General features: G+C 56.3%; 20 protein-coding genes. 13 read left to right on the forward strand and 7 right to left on the reverse strand.

Features of this window, described 5'->3' with window-relative positions:
- Positions 1-111: 111 nt before the first annotated feature.
- From HZA03_08625 to HZA03_08660, 8 genes are all read left to right on the forward strand, one after another.
- On the forward strand, positions 112-2,271 hold the full coding sequence (locus HZA03_08625; GenBank protein ID MBI5638018.1) for a HAMP domain-containing protein: 2,160 nt from the start codon (positions 112-114) through the stop codon (positions 2,269-2,271).
- Between the two features lie 72 nt (positions 2,272-2,343).
- Positions 2,344-4,455, forward strand: a complete 2,112-nt coding sequence (locus HZA03_08630) for a PAS domain-containing protein (GenBank protein MBI5638019.1) — start codon at positions 2,344-2,346, stop codon at positions 4,453-4,455.
- Positions 4,456-4,515: 60 nt separating this feature from the next.
- Positions 4,516-6,669 carry a PAS domain S-box protein gene (locus HZA03_08635; GenBank protein ID MBI5638020.1) on the forward strand — a complete coding sequence of 718 codons (2,154 nt, stop codon included), beginning with the start codon at positions 4,516-4,518 and terminating at the stop codon, positions 6,667-6,669.
- A gap of 5 nt (positions 6,670-6,674) precedes the next feature.
- A complete protein-coding gene (locus tag HZA03_08640; GenBank protein ID MBI5638021.1) occupies positions 6,675-7,577 on the forward strand; it encodes a response regulator in 903 nt (300 codons plus the stop codon).
- A 117-nt stretch (positions 7,578-7,694) separates the two neighbouring features.
- Positions 7,695-8,111, forward strand: coding sequence for a hypothetical protein (locus HZA03_08645; protein ID MBI5638022.1), 417 nt, complete (start codon positions 7,695-7,697; stop codon positions 8,109-8,111).
- Positions 8,111-8,341: a rubrerythrin gene (locus HZA03_08650; protein MBI5638023.1), complete on the forward strand. Its 231-nt coding sequence runs from the start codon at positions 8,111-8,113 to the stop codon at positions 8,339-8,341. The genes HZA03_08645 and HZA03_08650 overlap by 1 nt, the downstream gene beginning before the upstream one ends.
- 26 nt (positions 8,342-8,367) lie before the next feature.
- Positions 8,368-8,529, forward strand: coding sequence for a rubredoxin (locus HZA03_08655; GenBank protein ID MBI5638024.1), 162 nt, complete (start codon positions 8,368-8,370; stop codon positions 8,527-8,529).
- A gap of 50 nt (positions 8,530-8,579) precedes the next feature.
- Positions 8,580-9,623 (forward strand): response regulator, encoded by a 1,044-nt coding sequence (locus HZA03_08660; protein ID MBI5638025.1) that lies wholly within the window; start codon positions 8,580-8,582, stop codon positions 9,621-9,623.
- A gap of 21 nt (positions 9,624-9,644) precedes the next feature.
- On the opposite strand, the gene HZA03_08665 is transcribed toward HZA03_08660, so the two are convergent.
- Positions 9,645-10,610, reverse strand: coding sequence for an acetyl-CoA carboxylase carboxyltransferase subunit alpha (locus HZA03_08665; protein MBI5638026.1), 966 nt, complete (start codon positions 10,608-10,610; stop codon positions 9,645-9,647).
- A gap of 110 nt (positions 10,611-10,720) precedes the next feature.
- Here HZA03_08665 and HZA03_08670 point away from each other — a divergent pair, with 110 nt between their 5' ends.
- From HZA03_08670 to HZA03_08680, 3 genes are all read left to right on the forward strand, one after another.
- Positions 10,721-10,969: a glutaredoxin family protein gene (locus HZA03_08670; GenBank protein ID MBI5638027.1), complete on the forward strand. Its 249-nt coding sequence runs from the start codon at positions 10,721-10,723 to the stop codon at positions 10,967-10,969.
- Positions 10,970-11,386: 417 nt separating this feature from the next.
- The gene (locus HZA03_08675; GenBank protein ID MBI5638028.1) at positions 11,387-12,265 is read left to right on the forward strand and encodes a M23 family metallopeptidase; all 879 of its coding nucleotides are present in this window, start codon (positions 11,387-11,389) and stop codon (positions 12,263-12,265) included.
- 457 nt (positions 12,266-12,722) lie between these two features.
- Positions 12,723-15,728: an SLBB domain-containing protein gene (locus tag HZA03_08680; protein ID MBI5638029.1), complete on the forward strand. Its 3,006-nt coding sequence runs from the start codon at positions 12,723-12,725 to the stop codon at positions 15,726-15,728.
- Positions 15,729-15,764: 36 nt separating this feature from the next.
- Here HZA03_08680 and HZA03_08685 read toward each other — a convergent pair whose 3' ends face one another.
- Genes HZA03_08685 through yajC form a run of 6 tightly spaced genes read right to left on the reverse strand, consistent with a single transcriptional unit; the run spans position 15,765 to position 20,801 of the window.
- Positions 15,765-16,373, reverse strand: coding sequence for a TetR/AcrR family transcriptional regulator (locus tag HZA03_08685; GenBank protein MBI5638030.1), 609 nt, complete (start codon positions 16,371-16,373; stop codon positions 15,765-15,767).
- An 8-nt stretch (positions 16,374-16,381) separates the two neighbouring features.
- A complete protein-coding gene (locus HZA03_08690; protein MBI5638031.1) occupies positions 16,382-16,804 on the reverse strand; it encodes a hypothetical protein in 423 nt (140 codons plus the stop codon).
- A 19-nt stretch (positions 16,805-16,823) separates the two neighbouring features.
- The gene (locus tag HZA03_08695; GenBank protein ID MBI5638032.1) at positions 16,824-17,951 is read right to left on the reverse strand and encodes a DUF362 domain-containing protein; all 1,128 of its coding nucleotides are present in this window, start codon (positions 17,949-17,951) and stop codon (positions 16,824-16,826) included.
- A 50-nt stretch (positions 17,952-18,001) separates the two neighbouring features.
- The gene (gene secF, locus HZA03_08700; GenBank protein MBI5638033.1) at positions 18,002-18,922 is read right to left on the reverse strand and encodes a protein translocase subunit SecF; all 921 of its coding nucleotides are present in this window, start codon (positions 18,920-18,922) and stop codon (positions 18,002-18,004) included.
- Positions 18,922-20,469 (reverse strand): protein translocase subunit SecD, encoded by a 1,548-nt coding sequence (secD, locus tag HZA03_08705; protein ID MBI5638034.1) that lies wholly within the window; start codon positions 20,467-20,469, stop codon positions 18,922-18,924. Before secD ends, secF begins: the two co-directional genes overlap by 1 nt.
- Complete coding sequence (yajC, locus tag HZA03_08710) at positions 20,466-20,801, reverse strand: preprotein translocase subunit YajC (GenBank protein ID MBI5638035.1); 336 nt, start codon at positions 20,799-20,801, stop codon at positions 20,466-20,468. Before yajC ends, secD begins: the two co-directional genes overlap by 4 nt.
- A 130-nt stretch (positions 20,802-20,931) precedes the next feature.
- On the opposite strand from yajC, the gene HZA03_08715 reads away from it, so the two are divergent.
- Entirely contained in the window at positions 20,932-22,326 is a 1,395-nt protein-coding gene (locus HZA03_08715; protein ID MBI5638036.1) for a glycosyltransferase family 39 protein, read from the forward strand.
- Between the two features lie 87 nt (positions 22,327-22,413).
- Entirely contained in the window at positions 22,414-23,286 is an 873-nt protein-coding gene (locus tag HZA03_08720) for a glycosyltransferase family 2 protein (GenBank protein ID MBI5638037.1), read from the forward strand.
- The last annotated feature ends 2 nt before the right edge of the window (positions 23,287-23,288 follow it).

The following is a 23,288-nucleotide window of genomic DNA, read 5'->3' on the forward strand; positions in this document are numbered from 1 at the left end:
ATGGGGTATGTTCGGGTTGATATTTTTAAGGGCCGGTATATAATTATTATAAATGAGACTTTAAAGGTAGAATAAGTAATTTTTGGTCGTTGTGTGGGCGGAGGTGAATTCATGAAATTTGCCACAAAGCTGACATTGCTGTTTTCAGGACTTTTCCTGATTCTCTGTCTTTTTATAACGGCCATCGTCACCTCTTCAAGCACCGGTATTCTCGAACGCACCATCCAAACCCAGATGGAACGCCGGACGGCGGAAAAAATGGACAGGATCGACAAATATCTTTTTGAGCGGAACCTGGATACCAAGATGATGTCGACCGATTCCGTCTTAAAATCGAAAAATCCTTCTCCGGATCTCATTGCGGCCCGGTTAAAGGAACTTTCAAAAAACAGCGGCAGTTACATTTCGCTCTCTCTTTACGATATGTCCAGAAAAAGGATTGTCGACACGTTGGGTCTGAATGTGGGAAAAATCCATTCGCTGTCTGAATACTGGCCCGACATCGAATCAGGCAAAGATGCCGCTTTCGACATGTATTATTCCGATTCTCTCCAACTTCCCTTATTCCACTTTGCGAAGGTCGTAAAAAATGAAGCTGGCGCGCGCGAGGGAGTTCTGGTGGCAACGGTATCCACCGAATGGCTGGATGAAATCGTGAAGATCACGGCGATGCCGGAGATAAAAGTGGAGATAGTGAACAGAAACGGGCTGGTGATCTATTCCAGCTACGATCCGAACAGCATCCTGAAGGAACGCTCAATTTACTGGGAATATATAAAGGCCCGGATTGAGCGGGGAACCATGAGTAAAGGTTCCCGCATACGGATTTCCGGCATGGAAGAGGAAATCGTGATCTACGGCCAGGGAAAAGGGTACAAAGATGACACGGGGCACGGATGGACCCTTATAGCCCATGTGCCCAAAGAAGTGGTTTTCGCGCCAGCCATCGAATTGCGGAACCGCCTGATAATCATCATGTCCATAATCGGCGGCTTCAGCCTGCTGGCGGTGCTGCTCTTTGCCCGCACCGTAGCAAGTCCCCTTATCAAGCTGAGCGCCGCCGCCGAGGAAATTGGCAGGGGTAACTTGGACGTGAAAGTGGCGGTTGATTCCAACGATGAGGTGGCAGTGCTGGCAAAGAATCTTAACGCGATGGCGAAAAATCTTTCCGCCTCCCGCACGGCGCTGGAAAAAGCCAAGGAAGAGGCGGAAGAGGCGACAAGGCTGAAGGATAAATTTGTCACGCTCGTGTCGCATGACCTGCAAACGCCGCTTGTCGGCATGCTGGGAATGATGCATCTTCTTCAGGAACAGCCGGAAATACGGCCTGAAAGCCGGCATTTTATTGTTCAGGCTGTTCAAGGCAATAAGCGGATGTTGCACATGATAGACCAACTGCTTGACATCAATCGCATCCGGTCGGGAAAGTTGCAGTTGAAATTGCGCTATTGCAGCGGTACCAATATTGTCCGGGATGCTGTGGCAACCGTTGAAGGCATGGCGGCGGAGAAGGGGATCGCCATACAGAATATGGTGCCGGACAAGACGATGGTGATCGCCGATCCCGTTTTTTTGCAGCAGGTTTTTTGCAACCTGCTGACCAATGCGGTCAAATTCAGCGGGCCGGGGAAAGCCGTGACCATCAAATATTCCCCCGGTAAAAGCATGGTTTTTAAAGTTGAAGACAGCGGCGTTGGCATCCCTCCCGATTCCATAAAGAAGATATTCAGCTATCACGAAAAGACATCGACACATGGAACGCGGGGAGAGGCCGGCAATGGCTTTGGCCTTCCCCTTTCCGCCGACATCATGGAGGCGCTCAATGGCAAGTTGAAAGCGGAATCCCGGCCGGAAGGCGGCGCCTCTTTTTCCGTCATTTTGCCAAATCCCGTGCCAAAGATACTTATTATGGAAAGCAGCGCCGGTTCATGCGATGCGTTGAAGGGTTTGCTGGAGGAACGGGGATTCACGGTGACGGCCAGCCCCCACGCCCTTAAAATCCTGGAAATGCTGAAAGGGGAACGGTTTGACTTTCTGCTGGTGCAACTCTCCGGCACAAAGGAGACCGGGGCCGAGCTTTTTCGGTTGGTCGCCCGTGATAAGACGTTGGAAGGGATGCCGGTGTTGGCGATAGATGATGGCAAATGCAATGATGATTCAAAATTAATCAAGGGCTGTGAAACTATGGCTCGTGGCGCCACGGAGACCGCGGCGGTTATCGAGAGAATATGCTCCGTGCTTATGGGCGAGGGTTCGACACGGAAGGGGTAAACACCATGGAATATGCATCCCTTGCGGTTCTTGCCGCGGACGATTTTGCCGCACACTCGGAGTGAAGGGCGAATGAAGATACAACCGGCATCGGCAAAAATCAAAACAAGGATAACATTCCTCGTTATAACCCTGCTGGTGCTTTCTTTGGCGGCCATCGGCGTCAGCAACTATGTTCTCTACCGCATCGCGCTGAACCAGGCGGGCGAGATGCTTGGGTATACGACAAAAAGCAACGCGCTTTTTTTTGAGTATTCCTTCCGTCATCTGGAAGAAGAAGCCAAGCATTCCGGCGTCCCTTATAGTGTTGATCACGCCCTCGCGCTTTACCGCGAACGCTTGAAAGCCGGCGTCGTGTTCGGCGAGACGGGGGAGAGCGTCATTGCGCGGCGGGAGGGAGATTCAATCCGCTTCTTTGTGCATAACCGGCTCAAGAATTCCGGCGCTCCCGTTGTTATTCCGTTCGATTCGAGCGGCACGGCAAAGCCGATGAAACTGGCGTTGGCCGGAAAATCGGGGACGGCAATAACCACCGATTACCGCAACATCACGGTGCTGGCGGCATACGAGCCGCTTCCCGCGATGAACCTCGCGATCGTAACCAAGATGGACCTTGCCGAGATACGGGAACCCTTTTTAAAAGGGGCCGCGCAATTATTCTTTGTAATTTTTGTCATTATCATTGGCGGCGCATTCGTCTACCTCAAAGTCATCACGCCGTTGATACCGCTCCTTATGGAGAGTGAAGAACGGCTGATGACGCTTGTTAACGGCATCGATGAATCGCTGCTTTTTATCGACCCCGCCGGAAAGGCTCTCATAGTCAATGAAACCGCCGCCAATCGAATGGGCCAATCCCCCTCCGAACTGATCGGGCATGATGTTTTCAGTTTTTTTCCACCGGAGATCGCGGCCTCAAGGCGGAGGAAATTAGGGGAGGCGCTGGAAACCGGCAAGGCGGTGCATTTCGATGATGAGCGGAATGGGCGTCATTATCATAACTCGTTTTTTCCGGTGATGGACGATACGGGACGAAACATCGTTTCGATCGTTATCCATGCCCGCGACGTCACCGAGCAGATTAATGCGAAAAATGAAATCCTGGCGGCGAAGGAACAGGCGGAAAAGGCGACCCGGCTGAAGGATAAATTTGTCATGCTCGTGTCGCATGACCTGAAAACACCGCTTGTCGGCATGCTGGGAATGATGCAGCTTCTTCAAAAACGAACGGGAAACCCGGAGGACAACAGGCATTGCATCGATCTGGCGGTTCAATCCAACCAGCGGATGATACGGATGATAGACCAACTGCTTGACATCAACCGCATCCGGTCGGGGAAGCTGCATCTGAAATGCCGCTATTGCGATGGCTCCGGCATTGTCCGTGAGGCCGTGGCGATTGTTGGGGACATGGCGGCCCAGAAAGGAATTACCATGCAAAACATGGTGCCGGACAGGACTATGGTGATTGCCGATCCCATTTTTCTACAGCAGGTTTTTTGCAATCTGCTGACCAACGCGGTCAAATTCAGCGGGCCGGGGAAAGCCGTGACCATTAAGTTTTCCCCGGGTGAAAAGATGGTTTTTGCCGTTGAAGACGACGGCGTTGGCATCGCTCCCGATCTCATGAAGAGCATATTCAGCTATCACGATAAGACATCGACCCGCGGAACGCATGGAGAAGCCGGAACGGGTTTTGGCCTTCCCCTTTCCGCCGACATCATGGAGGCGCTCAACGGCAAGTTGAAAGCCGAATCCCGGCCGGAAGGCGGCACCTCTTTTTTGGTTATTTTGCCAAACCCCGCGCCAAAGCTCCTTATCATGGAAAGCAGCGCCGGTTCATGCGATGCGTTGAAGGGTTTGCTGGAGGAGCGGGGATTTACGGTGACGGCCAGCCCCCACGCCCTTAAAATTCTGGAAATGTTGGAAGAGGAGAGGTTCGATTTCCTGTTGGTGCAGCTCTCCGGCATAAAGGAGACCGGTACCGAGCTTCTTCGTTTGGTCGCCCGCGATCAATCGCTGAGGGGGATGTCGCTGCTGGCGATAGGGGATAGCGTATGTTACGGAAAAAATGGGGCTGATAGCGATATTAACGATATAATGAATTGCGGCCCGGAAACCGCGGCGGTTATCGAGCGAATATACTCCGTGCTAATGGGCGAGGATTCGACATGGAAGGGATGAACAACATGGAACACGTCCCGTGGCCAAATTTCCGCATACTCAAAGGAGTTCGATAATTTAATGGCATCCACTGGCAAGCGAAAAGCCGCCGGTAAAAACAGCGTGCGCGCCGCTCCCCGTGTATCCCAAAAAGCCGCTCCATCCAAACCGGCCAAAAAACCGGCGGCGTCCCAAAAACGGTTGAAAGACAAAGACGGGAATATTCCTCCCGCATTGGACACAACTGGCGCGATATACGCCATCGGCGGCGTGGGCGCCGAAATTACCGGCATTAAAAAGACGGAAGAACTCCTGCGGACGCACCAGGCCGAACTGGAAATGCAGAGCGAGGATCTGCGCCAAACGCGGGAGGATCTGGAAGTTTCCCGCGCCAAGTATTACGATCTCTATAACCTTGCGCCGGTCGGCTATTTCACCATCAGCGGGCGGGGTTTGATCGCTGAAGCGAACTTCACGGCCGCCTCTTTGCTTGGCATGGAAAAAAACCTCCTGATCAGGCAACCGTTCACGCGATTTATCGCCGCCGAGCATCAGGATAGATACTACTTGTCCCACAAAGAACTCCATGAAACAGGCAAATCCCAGTCGTGCGAGTTGAGGATTGCGCGCCAGAACGGCGTTCCATTCTGGGCGCGTTTGGAAGCGGCGGCCGCCGTGGATGCTGAAAGCGGAGCGCCCGTGTGCCATGTCGCGATGATCGACATAACCGAACGGGTGTACGCCGAAGTGCGGATGCGGCTGCTGCAAAGCGCCATGGATCAGGCGGATGAAACGGTTATTATCACCGACCCCGATGGCGCCATCGAATACGCCAATGCCGCAGCCGAAAAAAAGTCCGGTTACCCCCTAAACGCCCTGCTGGGAAAACCCCCCCGGATATTCAAAAGCGGTATTCACGATGCGGCCTTCTATGAACGTCTGTGGCGCACCATCAAATCCGGCCACATCTGGAGGGGGAACATCATCAACCGGCGGGCCGACGGCTCCCATTACGAGGAAGAAGTCACCATCAGCCCGGTGCTGGGGGACGGTGGCGTGATTACCCATTTCATCGCCATCCGCCATGACATCACCGAGCAAAAGATGCTGCGTCAGCAGCTCATCCACGCCGAAAAACTCTCCTCCATCGGCACCTTCGTGGCCGGTGTGGCGCACGAGTTGAACAACCCGCTTACCGCCGTTATCGGTTTTTCCAACGACCTCCGGCAGCGCACCGACCTGCCCGAAGATTTGCGGCACACCCTTGGCGTTATCGCCGATCAGTCGAAGCGGGCGGTGGGGGTGGTGAAAAACCTGCTCTCCTATTCGCGCCCCCACAAGGTGGAGCGGCGCACGCTGGATATCAACAAACTGCTGGAAAACACCGTCGGCATCCACCGCTACCGGCTGTCGGCCGACAACATCCCCGTGGAAACGGCGTTCGCTTCCGATCCTTTGCCGGTTTACGCGGACGCCGGACAGGTTCAGCAAGTGGTGGTGAACATCTTGCTCAACGCCCAGGCCGCCATCAAATCGGCCGGCGCTGACGGCGTTATCCGCATCGCCACCCGGCGGGAGAGCAAGTGGATGGAAGATATGGCGGTCATCACCATCAGCAACAGCGGCCCTCCGATCCCCATTAAAGATATTGACCGGATATTCGTCCCCTATTTCACCACCAAGGGGGCGGGGGAGGGAACCGGATTGGGGCTTTACGTCGCTTATAATATCGTGAAAGATCATCAAGGGGAACTGCGGGCCGAAAACCTGCCGGGGGGCGGAGTGGCGTTCCACATCACCTTTCCCGCCAGCGCGGAAAAACGTGCCGCCACCGCGCCCGTTTCCCAAAACGGCAAAATCACCCCCGGCATTAAAGTGCTGGTGGTGGACGACGAAGCGCCGGTGCGGGATTGGCTCACCGGCATGTTGCTGCGGCATAGAGTATTCGCCGTGGGGGCTGGGAGCGTCAGGGAAGCCATTGAGTATTTGCAAAATGGCAGTTTCGACGCCATTGTTTCGGACTACAAAATGCCGGAGAAAGATGGTATTGATTTATACGGCTGGTTGGCGGAACAGCGGCCGGAGACGGCAAAGCATTTTATGTTCCTGACCGGGGCGGTGGAACCCCGGCTGATAGAATTTTGTGAAGGCCAAAACCTGGCCGCATTGATAAAACCGGTGGGCGAAGAGGCGATCATCGCCGCCATCGCGCAAATGCTCGCGAAAGAAGGATAAGCACCATGGAACATGCAGCCCTTACGGTTCTTGTCGTGGACGACGATGAAGCGGCACGCCTTTACCTCGCCATCGTCCTTCGCAAAAACGGCTTCGCCGTGCTGGAAGCGCCGGACGGGGCCGCGGCTATAAAGATCATGCGGGAGCGGGACAAGGAGATAGCCGCGGTGATCAGCGATATCCGCATGCCCAACATCGACGGGTTGAAGCTGGCCGAGCTGAACTACCAGAACGGCTTCCTGCCGTTTATTGCCTGTACGATGATCTCGGACGCGGCTGCGGCGCTTACGTTGCTCAAATTCGGCGTGCGCGACTATGTGGTGAAGCCGGTGGAGGAAACCGTGCTGGTGAACACGGTGCGCGACGCCATCGGGCGGCGCAATCTCCCCCGCCTGTTCGCCGACGACGAGACCCCCCTCCCCGGCAATATGGGGGTCATCACCATCTCGGCCCGCTTTGCCGCGGTACACCGTGCGCGCGGATGGCTGGAGTTGAAGGCAAGCGGCATCATGTCGCCGGTCGAGCAGCGTCAATTTCTCGCCTTTGCTTCGGAATTCCTGATGAATGCCTACGAGCACGGCAGCCTGATGCTCACGGAAGAGGAAAAATCGGCGTTGCTGGAAAGCGGGGGATACCACGATGAATTGCGCCGCCGGGAACTGGAGTGCAAAGCGAAGATAGAAGTGGCGGTCTCCATCGTGGGGAACGAGATCGCCATCAGCGTGACCGATCCCGGGTATGGATTCGATTATAAACGGTATCAGGAGATGTCCGAGGCCGAAATGCTCGACCGCCTTATCATGCCGAACGGGCGCGGCATCCAGATGGCGATGCAGTACTTCGACAGCATCACCTTCAGCAAAGGCGGGGCGGGGGTGCTGCTCACAAAAAAGATGCCGAAAGGTTGATGGCGGCCGGAAACCACGTTTGTCATATCATTGAACGCGGGAAGGGAAGATGTATAATTTCGAAAGCGGCGGCACGGGCGTTTCCTCACTTCTTGAGCGTAAAGGATTCTGGCGGACATGGTTAAAAACAAACTCGTCGTTCATACTCACCACATCGGCAGCCATTTCACCAATGGGCTAATGCCGGTTGCCGTGTTGTTGCTTACGCTCTATTTCATTACAGGCATCCAGAGTTTTGAAACCGCTTCATTCTACTGCATCGTATTTGCCATGATCGCCAGTCCCCCGGTTTTCTTTAGCGGCCTTATCGACTGGCTCACGCGGTTTCAGGGGCGTTCGGCCAGCATTTTCAATCATAAGCGGCTGTTTGGCGTCCTTTTTATGCTAGTATCAATTCTGTTGGTGGTCTGGCGCCTCATGAGGCCGGAAGTGGCCGCGCCGGCAAGCGAATTGCGTTATGTTTACTTTGCGATGGTATGCGCCGATACGGGGTTTGTGGTGTATCTGGGCTATCTGGGAGGCAAGTTCATCTGATGTCGAGCGGGGAGCGCAAAGACCTGGAGCGAAAAATCGAGGCGCTGATTATCGCCATTCCGCGCGAGGCGGAATCGTATGACTTTTATCAGCAACTGGCCGGGGAATATCCCGACCAGGCTTCGAAGGAAATGTTCACCTTCCTGGCCGGGCAGGAAAAAAAACATCAGGAGATGCTGGAGCGTATCTTGGCTGATCTTGAAAAAAAACTGGCAAAGTTGCCACGTTGACCGCGATGTGAAGAGGAGAGCACGGTATGGCTAAATGGGTATGCACTATTTGCGGTTATGTTTATGATCCCGCCGCCGGCGATCCAGACAGCGGTATCGCTCCCGGCACCTCTTTTGAAGACATTCCCGGAGATTGGGTCTGTCCCGCCTGTGGCGTCGGCAAAAAAGACTTCAGCAAGGTCGGCTGATTCCCGATACGTTCAAGACGATCATACAAACAGGCGAAAGAGGGAAAATCATGGCCGGCCCGGAGCAGGTGGATAAAAAGAAATTATCGATTCTCGTAGTTGACGATTTTCCCAACATGCGCAGGACGATAAAGAATATGCTCCACTCGCTGGGGTACATGAAGCTCACCGAAGCGGGGGATGGCGACGAGGCAACCGAAACCATTGATCGGCTGCATACCACCCCCAGCCGGATACAGTTAGTCATCCTGGACTGGAACATGCCCCGCGTACACGGCATCGACGTGCTCCGTTTCATACGAAACAGCCCGCGCCATATGCTCCATGTGTCGGTGTTGATGGTCACGGCCGAAAACTGGGCCGAGGAAATCATCGAGGCGGCGGAGGACAACGTGGACGGCTACATCATCAAGCCGTTCGTGGCAAAAACGCTGGAATTGAAGATCAACCAGATTCTGGAGAAGCAATTCAAGCCGACCAAGCTGGAGCGGATATTCCGCGACGGGATCGTGCTGATGAACAAAAAGGAATTTGGCCAGGCCAAGGCGAAGTTCGAAGAACTTCTGGCCCAGAACGCCAACAGCCCCCGCTCGCTGCGGGAACTGGCCAAAATCGCCGCGCAGGATGGAGATAACAAAGCGGCCGAGGAGTACCTGAAAAAGGCGCTGGAGATCAACAAGGATTATACCAAGGCGATGCAGGACCTCGGCGCGATCTACGCCAAAGAGGGGCGTGACGACGAGGGGATCAAGATGCTGGAAGGGGCGCTGAAACTGAGCCCGCGCAACGCCGACCGGCTGGCCCTTTTGGGGAACGTTTATTTCAAGAAGCAGCGCTATCAGGAGATTATCGATATGCTGGAAAAGGCCCGCCGCTACGGCCTTTCCATGATCCGCTACGACATCGATGTGCTGCTGGCCGCGGCCAACCTCGAAATGAAGAACGTGGCGCGCGCCAAGGAGATACTGTTGGGGGCCGTCGGCAACGCCGCGGATAAGGACAAAGTAAAAGAAGAGATAAAAAAGGCCATCGCCGCCGCCTCCATATCGGAGCCGGACAAGGAAGAACTCACCAAAGATATCGAATCGGCCTGACCGCCGGGCTCGGCGGGCCTATTAGGCCGGTTGCTCCATGAACGTTCCCATCCTGCGGAATTTCTCCCGCCGCTGTTTCACCACTTCGCCGGCCGAAAGGGTATCCAACTCCGCCAGGTTGCGCCGCAGCGCGCGCCGCAGAATGTGCGCCGCCAGAATGGGGTCGCGGTGCGCGCCGCCGACCGGCTCGCGCACCACTTCGTCGACAAGGCCGTTGCCGTGCATATCCCACGAGGTGAGCGCCAGCGCTTCGGCCGCTTCTTCCACTTTGGTCTGGTCCTTCCAGAGGATCGCGGCGCACCCTTCGGGGGAGATCACCGAGTAGACCGAATTCTCCAGCATCAGCACGCGGTTGCCCACGCCCAGCGCCAATGCGCCGCCGGAGCCCCCTTCGCCGGTCACCACACTGATGATCGGCACGGTGATCGAGGCCATTTCTTTCAGGTTGCGGGCTATCGCTTCCGCCTGTCCCCGCTCCTCCGCGCCGATGCCGGGGTAGGCTCCCGGCGTATCGAGCAGCGTCACGACCGGATGCTTGTATTTCTCCGCCAGATGCATGCAGCGCAGCGCCTTGCGGTACCCTTCGGGGTGCGGCATGCCGAAGTTGCGGTACATTTTTTCCTTCACATCCCGCCCCTTTTGGATGCCGATGAACATCACCGACCGTTCCTCCATCGTGCCGAAACCGGCCACGATCGAAGGTCCATCGCCGAATGCGCGGTCGCCGTGCAGTTCCAAAAAGTCCGGCGCGATCTCCTTTATGTAGTCAAGGGCATATGGCCGGGCGGGGTGGCGGGCCAGTTGGGTTCGCTGCCAGCGATTGAGTTTTGAAAAGGTATCGCGTTTGAGGGTGTTGAGCTTTTTGTGCATTTTCCTGATTTCGCTTGAGAAATCGGCGTCTTGCAGCTTGCTCAATGAACGCAGCTCGTCCAGTTTTGTTTCCAGTTCAAGGATTTTCCGTTCAAAGTCGAGAATCCCGACGTTCATGGATGGCTTCTTCATCCGCGAATCATACCATAACCCGTATCGGTTTTTGAGGCAATTGAACCGCTGAAAATGCCCTTTACCCCGTATTTTTAATCTGCTCTAATTGGTCCATGGAAAAGATCACGATGTATACCGCCGCATGGTGTGGGGATTGCCGGGCGGCAAAACGTTATCTCGGCGACAAGGGAATTCCCTTTGACGAAGTTGATATCGAACGGCACCCGGAAGCGGTGCGGACGGTTGTCGCGGCGCGCGGTAAGCGGGTGCTGCCGACACTTGAATACAAGGGGAAATTCATCGACGGGAACCATTTTAATGTGGATAAGTTTGCCAAAGACCTTGCGGAACTTCTTGGCTGACGCCGATTCACCGATAAACACCCGTCAATAAAATAATACGGCCGTATCATTTTTTAACTAACGGCGCCTATCTATGGCCACAGCCAATTGTCATAAACAGTTTTTGTAGTTTTTGTTATAGTGTTGTAAAATAAAGACGGTAAGTATTGATATGTGCCGCAACTACCCTTGTGATTTGGCATTTGGAGTCGATGGTATGTTGCTTGCTCATTAACCTCTTGCATGTGGCTTGGTACAGCGGGAAGCCGCTGATATATCAGTTGATTTTCGATTAGGATATATGCTAGATTTCCGTGATACCTGTACAATAGGGACATGGTGCCGGGAACTCGACGCTAATGCTGTAGGGAGAGGGTTGTGAAGGATTTTTCCGCGTTTTGGAAAAGGTTCTTAGCCGAGAAGTACACGGTCATTCTGATGGCCGATCTTGCCGGCAAAATGAAGCGGTTTTCGATCCCGAAAAATATGGTGAAAATCGGCGCTGGCATCTTGGGCGTGGCGTTTCTCGGCTTTCTTTATGTGTCGTACAGCATGCTTTCCATGAATCTCCATTTGGACGAAATCAACCAGCTTCGGGAAACGGCTGTGAGCCAAAAACAGGAGATCCAGCGGTTCGCCATGAGAGTGGAAGAATTTGAGAGCCAGATGTCCCGTCTGGAAAAATTCGATAAAAAACTTCGCATAATCACCGCGCTTGAAAACAACGAAAACCGCAACGGGAACTTCGGCGTGGGCGGCCCCGGCAATGCGGAAGACTTCGGCAAGGCGGGTGAAAAGTATTCGCAGGGCCTGCTGAACCAGCTTGATGAAGACCTGCATCACCTCACGGGGCGCGCCAAGGGCCAGGAGGTGAGTTTCCACGAGCTTGACGCCTTTTTCAAAGACCAGTCTTCACTGCTGACCTCGACTCCCTCCATTTGGCCGACCAAGGGCTGGGTGACCAGCGGTTTTGGTTACCGCGTTTCGCCCTTTACCGGTATGCGCGAAATGCACGAAGGGCTTGATATTGCCACCAACATGGATGCCCCGGTGGTTGCTCCCGCCAACGGCGTTGTGATCAACGTCACACAGGACAACGGCTATGGCAACCTGCTTGAGGTCGATCACGGATACGGCATCGTTACCCGCTATGGGCACAACGCCAAAGTGCTGGTGCGCCGCGGTGATCGCGTAAAGCGCGGCCAGGTGATTGCCCGCGTCGGCAGCACCGGCCGCAGCACGGGCCCCCACAGCCACTACGAGGTGCAACTCCATGGCGTGCCGGTGAACCCGTACCGCTATATCCTGGTCGACTGACCGCCGCTAACCACGCGTTATACGTCACTGTCGCCTGTCAGCGGTTCCGCTTGGATCGATGAGGTTATGTGTGTCCCAAAAGCCGCCCAAGAGGTTGTTTTTCCCCCACTATGTCGTTCGGAGGGGAATTTCCATATTTACTTTAATCGGCTAATGTAATATAAAATACTGTCCTTAACGCTGGGAAAGTTGTGTGCATTGCGAAGAAAGAGGATATAAGCCTGTAATGAAGAATGTCTCCAATGTATTCAGAAAATATCCCCTATTTATTTTTTTGTTGCTGATTGCCGGATTGTTATTGCTTCCGCTTTCGGTTATTGCCCGCGCCGCCGCCTTGGATAGGGACAATGTATCAACGTTAATGGAAAGCCTCAAGGGCGGCACTGCCGGCGGGAGTTCCACGCACCCGGAGTCCTCCCGGCGCACTTCGACTTTGGAGGAAACACGCGGCAGGGAATTGGTTCAAGCGTTAAAGAAGCGGCGCGCCATGCCGAGCAATATCGAGCTTGAATACCAAAAGCGCCTCCGCCGTGAAAAGAAGAGTTCATTCGCCGCGTTGCCGCAGAATGAGCTGGTTCTCGTTTTACCCTCGCAGGACGGCCAGGTTTTTGATACCCCATCTCCTTACGATCCCTCTGTTGCCCAATCTGAATCCGCCGAGCAGCAGCAAAGCCCCGTAGACAAGAAACAGGCCGAGAAGATGATTATGAACTTGCAACAGGGAGAGGGGGCGGCGCCGGGGCAAAAGCCCGCGGTGTCCGCTCCCCGCGAAGAAAGCGTGACGGTAAAGGGAAAATACGTCCCTTTGGCTGAAATGAAACGCGGCATTCAGAAACAATTGTCCGACCTCCGTGGTGTCGATACGCCAGAGGCAAAAGCCTTGAAAGCGAAATTGCAAAAGCAACTGGTCGAGATTGCCGAACTGGAATCGCGGTATAACGATCAAGATTATAAGACCCTCCAGGAGAATGTGGAAAAAAACGTCAAGGATATCCAAACCCAGAATGCACTTTCCGATAAAGTGCGGCAAGAATCAAAGCCGATAACGGTTTCCGAAAAAATAATGCAGTTCGGGTACTCCTTTTTTTATGGAGATTTTTTGCCGCCTGACTTGCTCGACAAGGCCACCGCCAGCGACTATATTGTCGGCCCCGGAGATGAAGTGGATGTCGGCTTGTACGGCAGTATCAGTCACGCTGGAAAATTTATTGTCGACCGTGATGGAACTATTCCCTTGGTCAATGGCGCTCCACTCAAGGTCGCCGGTCTCACTTTTGCCCAGATGGACGCAAAAATTCAAAATACCATCAAGGAAAAAATGGTCGGTGTTTCCGCAAAGGTGACGATTTCCCGGTATCGCGCCATGCAGGTATACATATTAGGAGACGTATCCTTGCCGGGGCCGTGCATGGTAAACGGCATGACCACCGTGTCGGGCGCGTTGCTTGTCTGCGGCGGCGTGGAACGAAACGGTTCTTTGCGCAAAATAGCCGTCATCCGCAATGGAAAGCAGATGGGCACATTCGACTTGTACAACTTTCTCCTGAAGGGGGACACTTCCAAGGATCCGCTGCTGAAGCCGGGGGATGCCGTATTCGTCCCGCCCATCCAGAATACCGCCGCTGTCGCGGGCGAAGTAAACCGGCCCGCCATCTATGAGTTTAGCGATGCCGTGCCGTTGGACGAGCTGATCAGAAACGCGGGGGGGGTGCGTCCCACATCATTCGCCCAAATGGCGCAAATCGAGCGCATAGACGGACAGGGCAATTTTGTCACGATTGACGTTGATCTGGCGGGTGCGTCGCGCGCCATGACCATCCGGAACGGCGATATCGTCAAGGTGTTTTCCGTTGTGGAGGACAACCTGGACGCCAACGCGGTTTACCTGATTGGCAATATACGCAACGCCGGCAAGCGGGCCTATCAAGGCGGGATGAAGCTGGCGGATGTGCTGAACCGGCAATCACTCCTGCCGGATACGTATCTTGAGTATGGCATTATCGAGCGCGAAAGCGGACTGGGCAGGGAAACGGAAATGCTTCGCTTTAACCTGGGCAAAATGCTTGAAGGGCAAGCGGGCGATAACCTGAACCTTATGGCCAGAGACAGGATTTACATTTTCAACTCCAACGCCTTTATGGAAGCCGAGGCCGTGGGTGTGGAAGGGCTGGTGCTAAAGCCGGGGAAATACGAAGTAAAGAAGAATATGACCGTGCTGGATCTGTTGCTCACCGCCGGCGGCCTCGACAAGGACGCCGATCTTTCGTTCGCCGAGCTTTATCGGGAAGACCCTGTCAGCAAGGTGACCACGCTGCTCCGGCTGAATCTGGAGGATACTGTTTCCTTGCGGGGGGACGCGAATCCCGTTTTGCATGCCAATGACCGCTTGGTGGTGCATTCGGTGTGGGAGCGGAACCAAAAGAGCGAAGTAACCATCATAGGGGAAATCATGAAGCCCGCCTCCTATCCCTTGCCAACGGGAGCGCGCCTGCTTGATCTTATCTATGCCGCGGGCGGCCTTACGGAGAAAGCGTACAAGAAAAGGGTGGAAATAACCCGCTATGAAGTGCGTGACGGCAAGGAGATGGAATCGAACCACTTTGAAGTGGATCTCGAGGCCGCGCTGCGGGGGGCTTCCAGGGACAACATACTTCTGGAAAAACGCGATCAGGTCATAATCCGCCCCATCAGCAACTGGGGGGAGGCGGCATATGTGACGCTTCAAGGGGAGGTAATGTTCCCCGGAAAATACATAATCCAAAAAGGGGAAACCCTTTCGAACGTCATCAAGCGGGCCGGGGGGTTCACCAATGCGGCTTTCGCTTACGGTCTCCGCTTCACCCGCACCTCCATCGCCGCAATGCAGAAAAAACAATACGAGGATATGGCGGGCAGGCTGGATATGGAAACCACCCACTTGGCGCTCGCCCCCGCGCAGCTCGGTTCGGAAAAATCGGCGGATCAAAAGCAGTTGATGATCGGCGGACTTAGGGCCATGGCCGATAAATTGCGCAAAACCGAGGGGAGCGGGCGGCTCGTTGTAAATGTTCCGTCCGACGTGACGAAAATGTCGAAGGAAGAAGATTTGGCGCTTGAAGGCGGCGATGCGCTCTATGTCCCGAAAAAACCGGCTGCGGTTCTGGTCATGGGTGCCGTGTATAACCAGAATGCTTTCCAATACCGCAAGGATTTTAGCGTGGAGGCGTATATCAACAGGGCGGGAGGTTATACCGAACAAGCCAACCAGTCGGGGACAAATATCATCAAAGCCAATGGTGAAGTGATGCCCTTGCGTGGCGGGTATTTCCAAAAGAGGGCCACGCTCGGTCCTGGCGACGTTATCCTGGTTCCTGAGACCGTTGTGCAATATTCGGGTCTGCAAATGACCCAGGACATCACGCAGATACTGTATCAGCTCTCGCTTACCGCCGCGGGCCTCAAGTCGATCGGCGTCTTCCAGTAGCCGCCGTTCCGTTTAGCGCGGCGGCGGAGCGAAGAACTATAAAGTTTCTTTTTTCACGCCGGCGATTGAGCCAAGCGCTTCAAGCGCCATATACTGGTAGAGGTCGATGTTGAAGGCGGCGGGATCGGAGATCAATTGCAGCGAGGCTCCCTCCAGCAGGCTCAGCATGAGCGGCGGCACCATGTGCGATTTCTCGGCGGTGAAGTCGCCGTTTGACACGCCGTCACGAACCAGTTGCGCGATGTAGCCGCGGAAGCCGTCGAACCGCTGTACGATTTTACCGCGTATTGCCGGGTGTTTTACCCCCCGCACCCAGAAATCGAAAAATACTATCAACAATTCCGGTTCTTCGGCGATGGTTTTGCGGTACCGGTTGAAAATTCCCTTGATCTCGTCGAAGGGGGCGGACTTTTTGTTGAAGTTCTCGAGCGGGATTTCAAGCAGGCGGTCAAGCACCCGGTCCAGTACGCGGTCAAGCACCACTTCTTTGGTTTTGAAATGGTAGTGCAGCAGCGGTTTTGAAATTCCCGCGCGTTCCGCGATGAGCGCCGTGGTGACGCCGGAAATCGAGTGTTCGGCGATGACGTTGAAGGCGGCCCCCAGCACCGCCTCAACTGTTTTTTCCGTCCGTTCTTTTTGTTTCATCCGCCCCGTTAGTCGGCTTTTTTATCCGCCGGCGCGCCGGGCTTCATGGGACAGGGATTATCCTTGCCGCCGCAGCAACCATCCTTCTTATGCATCATCCCGCCTTGCGGTTCCATTCCCCCCATGCCGCCGGCGCCGCCCATCATCATGGTATGCATTTTGTTGTGTTTTTCGATATTGGCCTGAATCCGCTGTTCCAGCGCTTCGGCTTTGGTCTTTGCTCCCTTGTCCTTGGCGACATCTTTCAGCAGTTGCACCGTTTCCAGCAGCAAGGCGTCGCGCTCTTGCATCAGCGCCATCCGTTGCGCATAAACGTCTTGTTGGCCGGCGGCCTCCGCGGGTGTGGCGGCGGCTTTCATTTGGCACGCGTTGGCCTGGGCGCCGAAACCGATGAAGAATCCGATGATGAGCGTTATGGTGATTTTGTGCATTGTTCCTCCTTGCATTTGGTTAACTGACTATTTTAAGCAGGAGCGGCGTGGCCGGTTTCATGGCCCCTTCGGGGCAGACCTCCACGCAGCAGAAACAGCGTATGCATTTATCGTAGTTGAAAGCGAGCTTGCCGTTTTTCACCGTTATGATTTCCGTCGGGCATATCTCAATGCACTTGTTGCAAAGTGTGCATTTGGAGCGGTCTTCCATAGGTTTCGCGGTGAGGTGATTGAGGACGAAACGCTGGAATGCTTTAGGGCCAAAAATGACCGTGCCGGTTTTGGGGAAACGGAAGTCCCGTTGCGCGAAGCGCGCCGCGTCATCGCCCAGCACGCGGATGCGGCGGGGATCGGTTTCGCCGATGCCCATTTCAGCGGCGGCGCGCATGACGAAAAAGTTGTCCAATTCCCCCCCGGCAATGTCGAGCATGGTGCGGTCGAGCGCTACCGCGTCCGTGGCGGCGGCCAGCAGGCCGATATGGCGCGGGGTGCCGCCGGTGCCCGGCCCATCCCCTTCCATCGCCTCGATGGTGTCGAGAATCGTCAGGTCCGGGTCGACGGCGTGGTGAACCTCCACCAGCATCCGCGCGAAGAAGATGCGGTCTATCCCCGCCTTGAAGTGCCATTGCGCCTTGCGGCTTCCCACCACGCAGCCGAAGGTGTTTTTCACCCCGCCGGTCAGGTACATCTGGGCGTGGGTCTTGAATTTCGGCAGGTTGATGATGCGGTTTGCTTCCAGCGCATGGCGTGAAAGTTCCAGCATGCGGAAAATGCGATTGTCCCCCGCCTTGAATTCGGTCGACTCTTTCAGGTCGAAAATCGGTATGCCAAGTCCTTTCGCCACTTCCCCCAATCCCGTCCGTTTGGCGGTGACGGCGAAGCCGGGTACGGCGGGGGAGTCGGCGATAAACGGCTTGCCGCCGGCGTCGAGCACCAGTTCCGCCACGGCGCGGACAACGGCGGGATGTGTGGTGACCGCCTTTTCGGGCGTGGCGGGGGCGAGCATATTCGGTTTTAAAAGAACCGAATCCCCCGGGGTCACGAATTTGCCAAGCCCCCCCATGAGGTCGATGAGGGAGGCGATGGATTCCTTTACCCGCGCCGGATCGTAATCGGTACAGGCTTTTAAGGCAACATCGGTTTGCATATTGCCATTATACCCCATACGTCCGCTGGAAAAGGGCGCGCGGCCGCCCCTTACTTGCTACGGATGGAGAGCGAGAGCTTTTGCGTGGTGTTGCCCGGCCAGTCAATCAACAGGGCGCTTGCCACAAAAACCGACGAGTAGGTGCCGAAGCCGATGCCCACCAGCAGGGTGAAGGAAAAGTCGTGCAGCACCGGGCCGCCGAACAGGAAGAGGGCGATCACGGTGAGCAACGTCAGGCCGGAGGTGATGATGGTGCGGCTCAGCGTCTCGTTCACGGCGTCGTTCACCAGCGCCGGAAGTTCAAGGGAACGCTTGAGGCGGAGGTTCTCGCGGATGCGGTCGAAAACGACGATGGTGTCGTTCAGCGAATACCCGATGACGGTGAGGATGGCGGCCAGCACCGGCAGCGAGAATTCCTTGCCGAAGAGGCAGAGCGCGCCGATGGTGATCACGGTGTCATGCATTAGCGCCAGCACGGCGGTGGTGGCGAAGCGCGACTCGAAGCGGAAGGCGAGGTAGATCAGGATGCCGACGAGCGCCCAGAGGACGGAGAGGAGCGCTTTCCAGGTGAGGTCTTTCCCCACCTTCGGGCCAACCGTTTCCGTCCGCTGCACGGTAAGGGAGCCGGCGCCGTATTTGGCCTCCAGCGCGGTGACCACTTTTTTAGAAGCCTCTTCGGTCTGCTCGTTCTTGGGGTGGATGTTTATCAGCACATCTTCGGGGGTGCCAAACTGCTGCATGTCGCCGGAGTAGCCGGCCGCCTCCACCACGGAACGGACTTCATTGATGGAGTGGGCTTCCTTGAACTTCACCTGTATGAGCGTGCCGCCGGCGAAATCGATGCCGTATCTGAGGCCGCCCATCGCCGCCAGCAACGCCACGGTGAGCAGGAGCAGGGCGCTGGAGAAGGCGTAGGCCAGTTTTTTATGTTTGAGCCAATTGACGTTGGGCTTTTTGCCGAAGAACTGCATTATACTTTTATCTCCGTTACTTTCCGGTTGGAGAGAATCAAGTCAAACATCCAGCGCGATACAAAGACCGCGGTGAACATCGAGGCCATCAGCCCGATGGAGAGCGTGACCGCGAATCCTTTCAGCGGGCCGGTGCCGAACTGGAAGAGAACCACCGCCGCGATGAGGGTGGTCACGTTGGAATCGACGATGGTGACGAAGGCGCGGCTGAAGCCGGCCTCCACCGCGGCGCGGACGGTCTTGCCGTTGAAAAGCTCCTCGCGGATGCGCTCATAGATCAGAACGTTGGCGTCCACCGCCATGCCGATGGTGAGCGCGATGCCCGCGATGCCGGGCAGGGTGAGCGTTGCTTCCATGTAACCCATCATGCCGGCGAGGATTACGACGTTGAGCGTCAGCGCGATATTGGCGATAATGCCGCCGACGCGGTAGTAGACCAGCATGAAAAGCACCACGGCCAGCGCGCCATAGAGGCAGGCGGTGAGGCCGTCGCGTATCGAGTCCGCCCCCAGCGAGGGACCGACGGAGCGCTCTTCCTGCAACGCCAGCGGTGCGGGCAGGGCGCCGGCGCGCAGGATGATGGCCAAGTCATGCGCCTGCTCGGCGGTGAAGCCCCCCGTGATCTGCGCTTTGCCGCCGGTTATTTTTTCGCGGATGACCGGGGCCGAGTGCACCTTGCCGTCAAGGATGATCGCCATCCGGCGCTTGACGAATTTTTCCGTGAGATCGCCGAAACGGCGCGCCCCTTCGCTGTCGAAGTTTATCGAAACGTACGGCTCATTGAACTGCTGGTCGATCCGCACGTCGGCGTCCACTATCGATTCGCCGCCGAGCATCGCGTGTTTTTCCACCAGCAACGGGGTGTGCGGTTCCGTTTTGTTGGTCACCGGGTCTTTGGAGTATTCGTACAGAAGTTCCGCGTTGGGCGGGATGTTTCCTTTGAGGGCGTCCTGCAACGAGGCGTTTTCATCGACCATGCGGAATTCAAGCCGCGCGGTGGTTTTGATCAGTTCCTTGGCCCGTTCGGGGTCTTTCACGCCGGGGAGCTGGATGAGTATGTGGTTTTCCCCCTGCTTTTGCAGCATCGGTTCGGCCACGCCGAACTGGTCGATGCGGTTGCGCAGGGTTTCCAGGGCCTGGTCCACGGCATGCTGGCGGATCGCCTGCGCACGCTCCGCGGTGACGCCGTAATAAATGTGGTTGGCGTCGGCGGCGGATTCGGAAAGTTCGCCGAATTCCTTGGCCTCGGTGCGTACCTTCTCGATGTCGGCGGTGCGGGCCATTTCAACGCTGATCCGCTTCTGGTCGTCCACGGCGAAGGCGGCCGGGACGATGCCGGCCGCTTCAAGCCGCGCGCGGAAATCTTCGGCGGTGCGGGCCAAAGCCATGTCGACCGCTTTTTCGGTCTGCACCTCATACAGGAGGTGCATCCCCCCTTGCAGGTCGAGTCCCAGCTTTATCTTCTTATTGAGGGGAAGCGCGGCATATAAGGATGCGGCAATCACAACGGCTATGACGATAAAGCGCCAAAGAAGGGGGCGGTTCATGCTTTTTCCACTTCCACTTTGTCTTTATGGCCGGCTACATAGTGGCGGTTGACTTTTATTTTCACGTTGTCCGCCACCTCTATGGTGATCACATCGTCCTTTATTTTGACGATGGTGCCGTAGATGCCGCCGGTGGTCATCACGCTGTCCCCTTCCTTGAGGCCCGCGATCATTTCACGGGTTTCCCGCTGCTTTTTCTGCTGCGGGCGGAAGATGAGAAAGTAGAAAATGATAACGACGAGAATGAGCGGGGCGTATCCCATCATAACGTCAAATCCCGACGCGTTGGCGTTCGGCGGGGGGGACATGGCCCATGCGTTGTCGACAAACATTGCTAAAAACCTCCCAATACCTAAAAATTGAACGGCCATTAAAACCCAAAGCGCCGGAAAGTGCAAGGGGGAGATGCGCTTTTTGTAATATGCGCGGCAGCGGCCGCTCCCGCTATAATCGACGGTAACCATGTGGTTGAAGGGGAAGGAAGAAATGCGTTACGGTCTTGCCGCCGCCGTGTTGCTGGCGTTTTCGTTCGGATTGCAGGCGGCGTTCATTTTCGAACAGCGTGGTTCGCCGCCGGAAACATTTTTCCGCGATAACGCGGCGTTCGACAGTTCCCGTTTTTTGGCCGACGCGCGGGTGATCGAGGCCGATGGGGTGTACGTCGGCGCGCCGCGGCGGCAGCTCCATGCGATCTATCCCCTTGTCATCGCCGGTTTTGAAACGGTGTTCGGACGCGCGCCGGTGGCGCTGCTTCTTTTTCAGGCATTGCTCAATTGCGCGATGTTTTTCATGGTCTGGCGGCTCACGCGCCGCTGGTTTGGCGAAGGGGCCGCGCTGGCCGCGCTTTTCCTCTGCGCCTTTTACCTTTCTTTTGTTTTCTATGCGGGCGTCTGGTTGCGTGAGGTGATAGCGGTTTTTTTGGCCGTGGTGGTACTTGCGCTCTTGGACGAAATGGAGAAGGGGGGGCGGTGGACGTTCGCCGCGGCGGCGGGCGCCGCCGCCGGCTTGTTGATGGAGACGCGCCCCTACCCGCTGCTTTTGGGCGCGGTGCTGGCGGTATTGCTGTTTTCGGCGGTGCGGCGGCGTACGCGTGAATCGGCCGTTTGCGCCGCCGCGTTCGCGCTCGGTTCTTTTACCGTAATGGCGGCGTTGCCGGGGCCGGGGGAGGGCGGCGATGCGGGGCCGCTGGCGCACTTTTTAAGCGGCAACGTGCTTGATGGGGCGTACGGTTACCTTTGGCTCACGACTCCCGCCAAAGAGCGGCTATTGGCCGAAAGCGGCGGCGGCACGTTCAAAGGGCTTTGGCTGTTTCTCGGCGAAGTGGCGCATCAACCCGTGGCGTACGCCGCGTTTTATTTCAAAAAGCTCCGGATGCTTTTCGGGGATTTCGCCATTCCCTCCAATTACAACATTTATCTTTTCAAGGAAGAGCTTTCAAACGTGCTGCACCTGCCGTTTGTCACCTTCGGGCTGGTTTTTCCGTTCGCGGTCATCGGCCTGTGGGAGGGGTGGCGCGATCCACGCGCGCCGCGTTGGCTTTATCTTATTACTTTCGCGCTGGCGCTGGGAGTGTTCATCTTCCCCATTCAGGAGCGTTACCGCCTAATCATTGTTCCGTTCTTCATCATTTTCGCGGCGCTGGGTGTGGCGGCTCTTTTCGGCGCGATGCGCGCGGGGAACGCCCGCAAAGGAGCGTATCTCGCGGCGCTGTTTCTGACCGCCCTGTTTATCTGCCGGTTCGATTACTGGCCACTGACGGGGATCACCGGCCCCGGCGATTACCGCAACCTCGCCGCCGCATACCGGGAGGCGGGGGATGGCGTAAAGGCCCGTTACTATGATGGGAGGGCGCAATAGTCCCTTCGTGGCGGGGGCGGGGGCGGTAAAGAATGGGGGGCAAAACCCGATATAATCGTGGCAATAAAAAAATAGCTCTGGGGGTACATGAAAAAGTCCGGAACCGTGTCGGTGGTCATCCTCACCTGGAACAGGAGGGATGACCTCCGTTTCACGCTGGAGCGCCTCAAGCTGGAAAACCACGCCCCGCTGGAGGTGATCGTCGTGGATAACAATTCCACCGATGGTACCGCCGCGATGATGGCCGCCGGCTTTCCCCAATTCCGCTATCTGCCGCAAAGCGAAAACCTCGGTATCGCCGGTTATAACATCGGCTTCAAGGCGGCCGCGGGGGAGTACATCGTGGTTCTCGACTCCGACAGCTATCCCGCGCGCGATGCCATCACCCGCATGGCGGCCATTTTCGAGCGGCATCCTGAAGCGGGGATCGTGGCGTTTGACGTGCATGCCGCCACCGGCGTTGAGGAAGAGCCGGTTTCCGGCGCGGCTGTTGCCGAAGTGTATGGCTATCACGGCGCGGGCGCCGGCATCCGCCGCGCGGTGTTTGAAAAAGCGGGTTACTGGTGGGAACCGTTCTTTCTCTACTTCAACGAAATGGATCATGCCCTGCGGGCGCTGCGGGAAGGATTCGCCATATTGCACTCCCCGGCGGTGCGGGCCTACCACAAGTCGAGCCCCGTGGGGCGGCCCAGCGGGCGGGGAGCCTTCTATTACACCCGCAACGCGTTCTGGATCGTCTGGCGGCACTATCCGCTGTGGGCGATGTGCATGGCGACCGCCTACCTTATATACAACGCCATCGGCGAAACATTTTGGCAGGGGACAACCGTTTATCTTCGCGCGATGGCCGCCGCGTTCGGCGGGGCGGGCGCGGCGTTGCGGGAACGGCGGCCCTTGCATCCGGCGCTTTTCGCCCGGACGCGCATTCCCCTAAAGCTGGTTTTTACGAGGTTCGGCTGAAC

It is taken from the genome of Nitrospinota bacterium, from assembly GCA_016217735.1.
In the GTDB taxonomy this organism is placed as follows: domain Bacteria; phylum Nitrospinota_A; class UBA7883; order JACRGQ01; family JACRGQ01; genus JACRGQ01.

Bases quoted from the DNA above. Each gene is read 5' to 3' on its own strand.
- HZA03_08720 (MBI5638037.1), top strand. From the start codon at position 22,414: ATGAAAAAGTCCGGAACCGTGTCGGTGGTCATCCTCACCTGGAACAGG.
- secF (MBI5638033.1), bottom strand. From the start codon at position 18,922: ATGCAGTTCTTCGGCAAAAAGCCCAACGTCAATTGGCTCAAACATAAA.
- HZA03_08695 (MBI5638032.1), bottom strand. From the start codon at position 17,951: ATGCAAACCGATGTTGCCTTAAAAGCCTGTACCGATTACGATCCGGCG.
- HZA03_08685 (MBI5638030.1), bottom strand. From the start codon at position 16,373: ATGAAACAAAAAGAACGGACGGAAAAAACAGTTGAGGCGGTGCTGGGG.
- HZA03_08670 (MBI5638027.1), top strand. From the start codon at position 10,721: ATGGAAAAGATCACGATGTATACCGCCGCATGGTGTGGGGATTGCCGG.
- HZA03_08675 (MBI5638028.1), top strand. From the start codon at position 11,387: ATGGCCGATCTTGCCGGCAAAATGAAGCGGTTTTCGATCCCGAAAAAT.
- HZA03_08690 (MBI5638031.1), bottom strand. From the start codon at position 16,804: ATGCACAAAATCACCATAACGCTCATCATCGGATTCTTCATCGGTTTC.
- HZA03_08625 (MBI5638018.1), top strand. From the start codon at position 112: ATGAAATTTGCCACAAAGCTGACATTGCTGTTTTCAGGACTTTTCCTG.
- HZA03_08635 (MBI5638020.1), top strand. From the start codon at position 4,516: ATGGCATCCACTGGCAAGCGAAAAGCCGCCGGTAAAAACAGCGTGCGC.
- yajC (MBI5638035.1), bottom strand. From the start codon at position 20,801: ATGTTTGTCGACAACGCATGGGCCATGTCCCCCCCGCCGAACGCCAAC.
- HZA03_08650 (MBI5638023.1), top strand. From the start codon at position 8,111: ATGTCGAGCGGGGAGCGCAAAGACCTGGAGCGAAAAATCGAGGCGCTG.
- secD (MBI5638034.1), bottom strand. From the start codon at position 20,469: ATGAACCGCCCCCTTCTTTGGCGCTTTATCGTCATAGCCGTTGTGATT.
- HZA03_08640 (MBI5638021.1), top strand. From the start codon at position 6,675: ATGGAACATGCAGCCCTTACGGTTCTTGTCGTGGACGACGATGAAGCG.
- HZA03_08660 (MBI5638025.1), top strand. From the start codon at position 8,580: ATGGCCGGCCCGGAGCAGGTGGATAAAAAGAAATTATCGATTCTCGTA.
- HZA03_08645 (MBI5638022.1), top strand. From the start codon at position 7,695: ATGGTTAAAAACAAACTCGTCGTTCATACTCACCACATCGGCAGCCAT.
- HZA03_08630 (MBI5638019.1), top strand. From the start codon at position 2,344: ATGAAGATACAACCGGCATCGGCAAAAATCAAAACAAGGATAACATTC.
- HZA03_08655 (MBI5638024.1), top strand. From the start codon at position 8,368: ATGGCTAAATGGGTATGCACTATTTGCGGTTATGTTTATGATCCCGCC.
- HZA03_08715 (MBI5638036.1), top strand. From the start codon at position 20,932: ATGTGGTTGAAGGGGAAGGAAGAAATGCGTTACGGTCTTGCCGCCGCC.
- HZA03_08665 (MBI5638026.1), bottom strand. From the start codon at position 10,610: ATGAACGTCGGGATTCTCGACTTTGAACGGAAAATCCTTGAACTGGAA.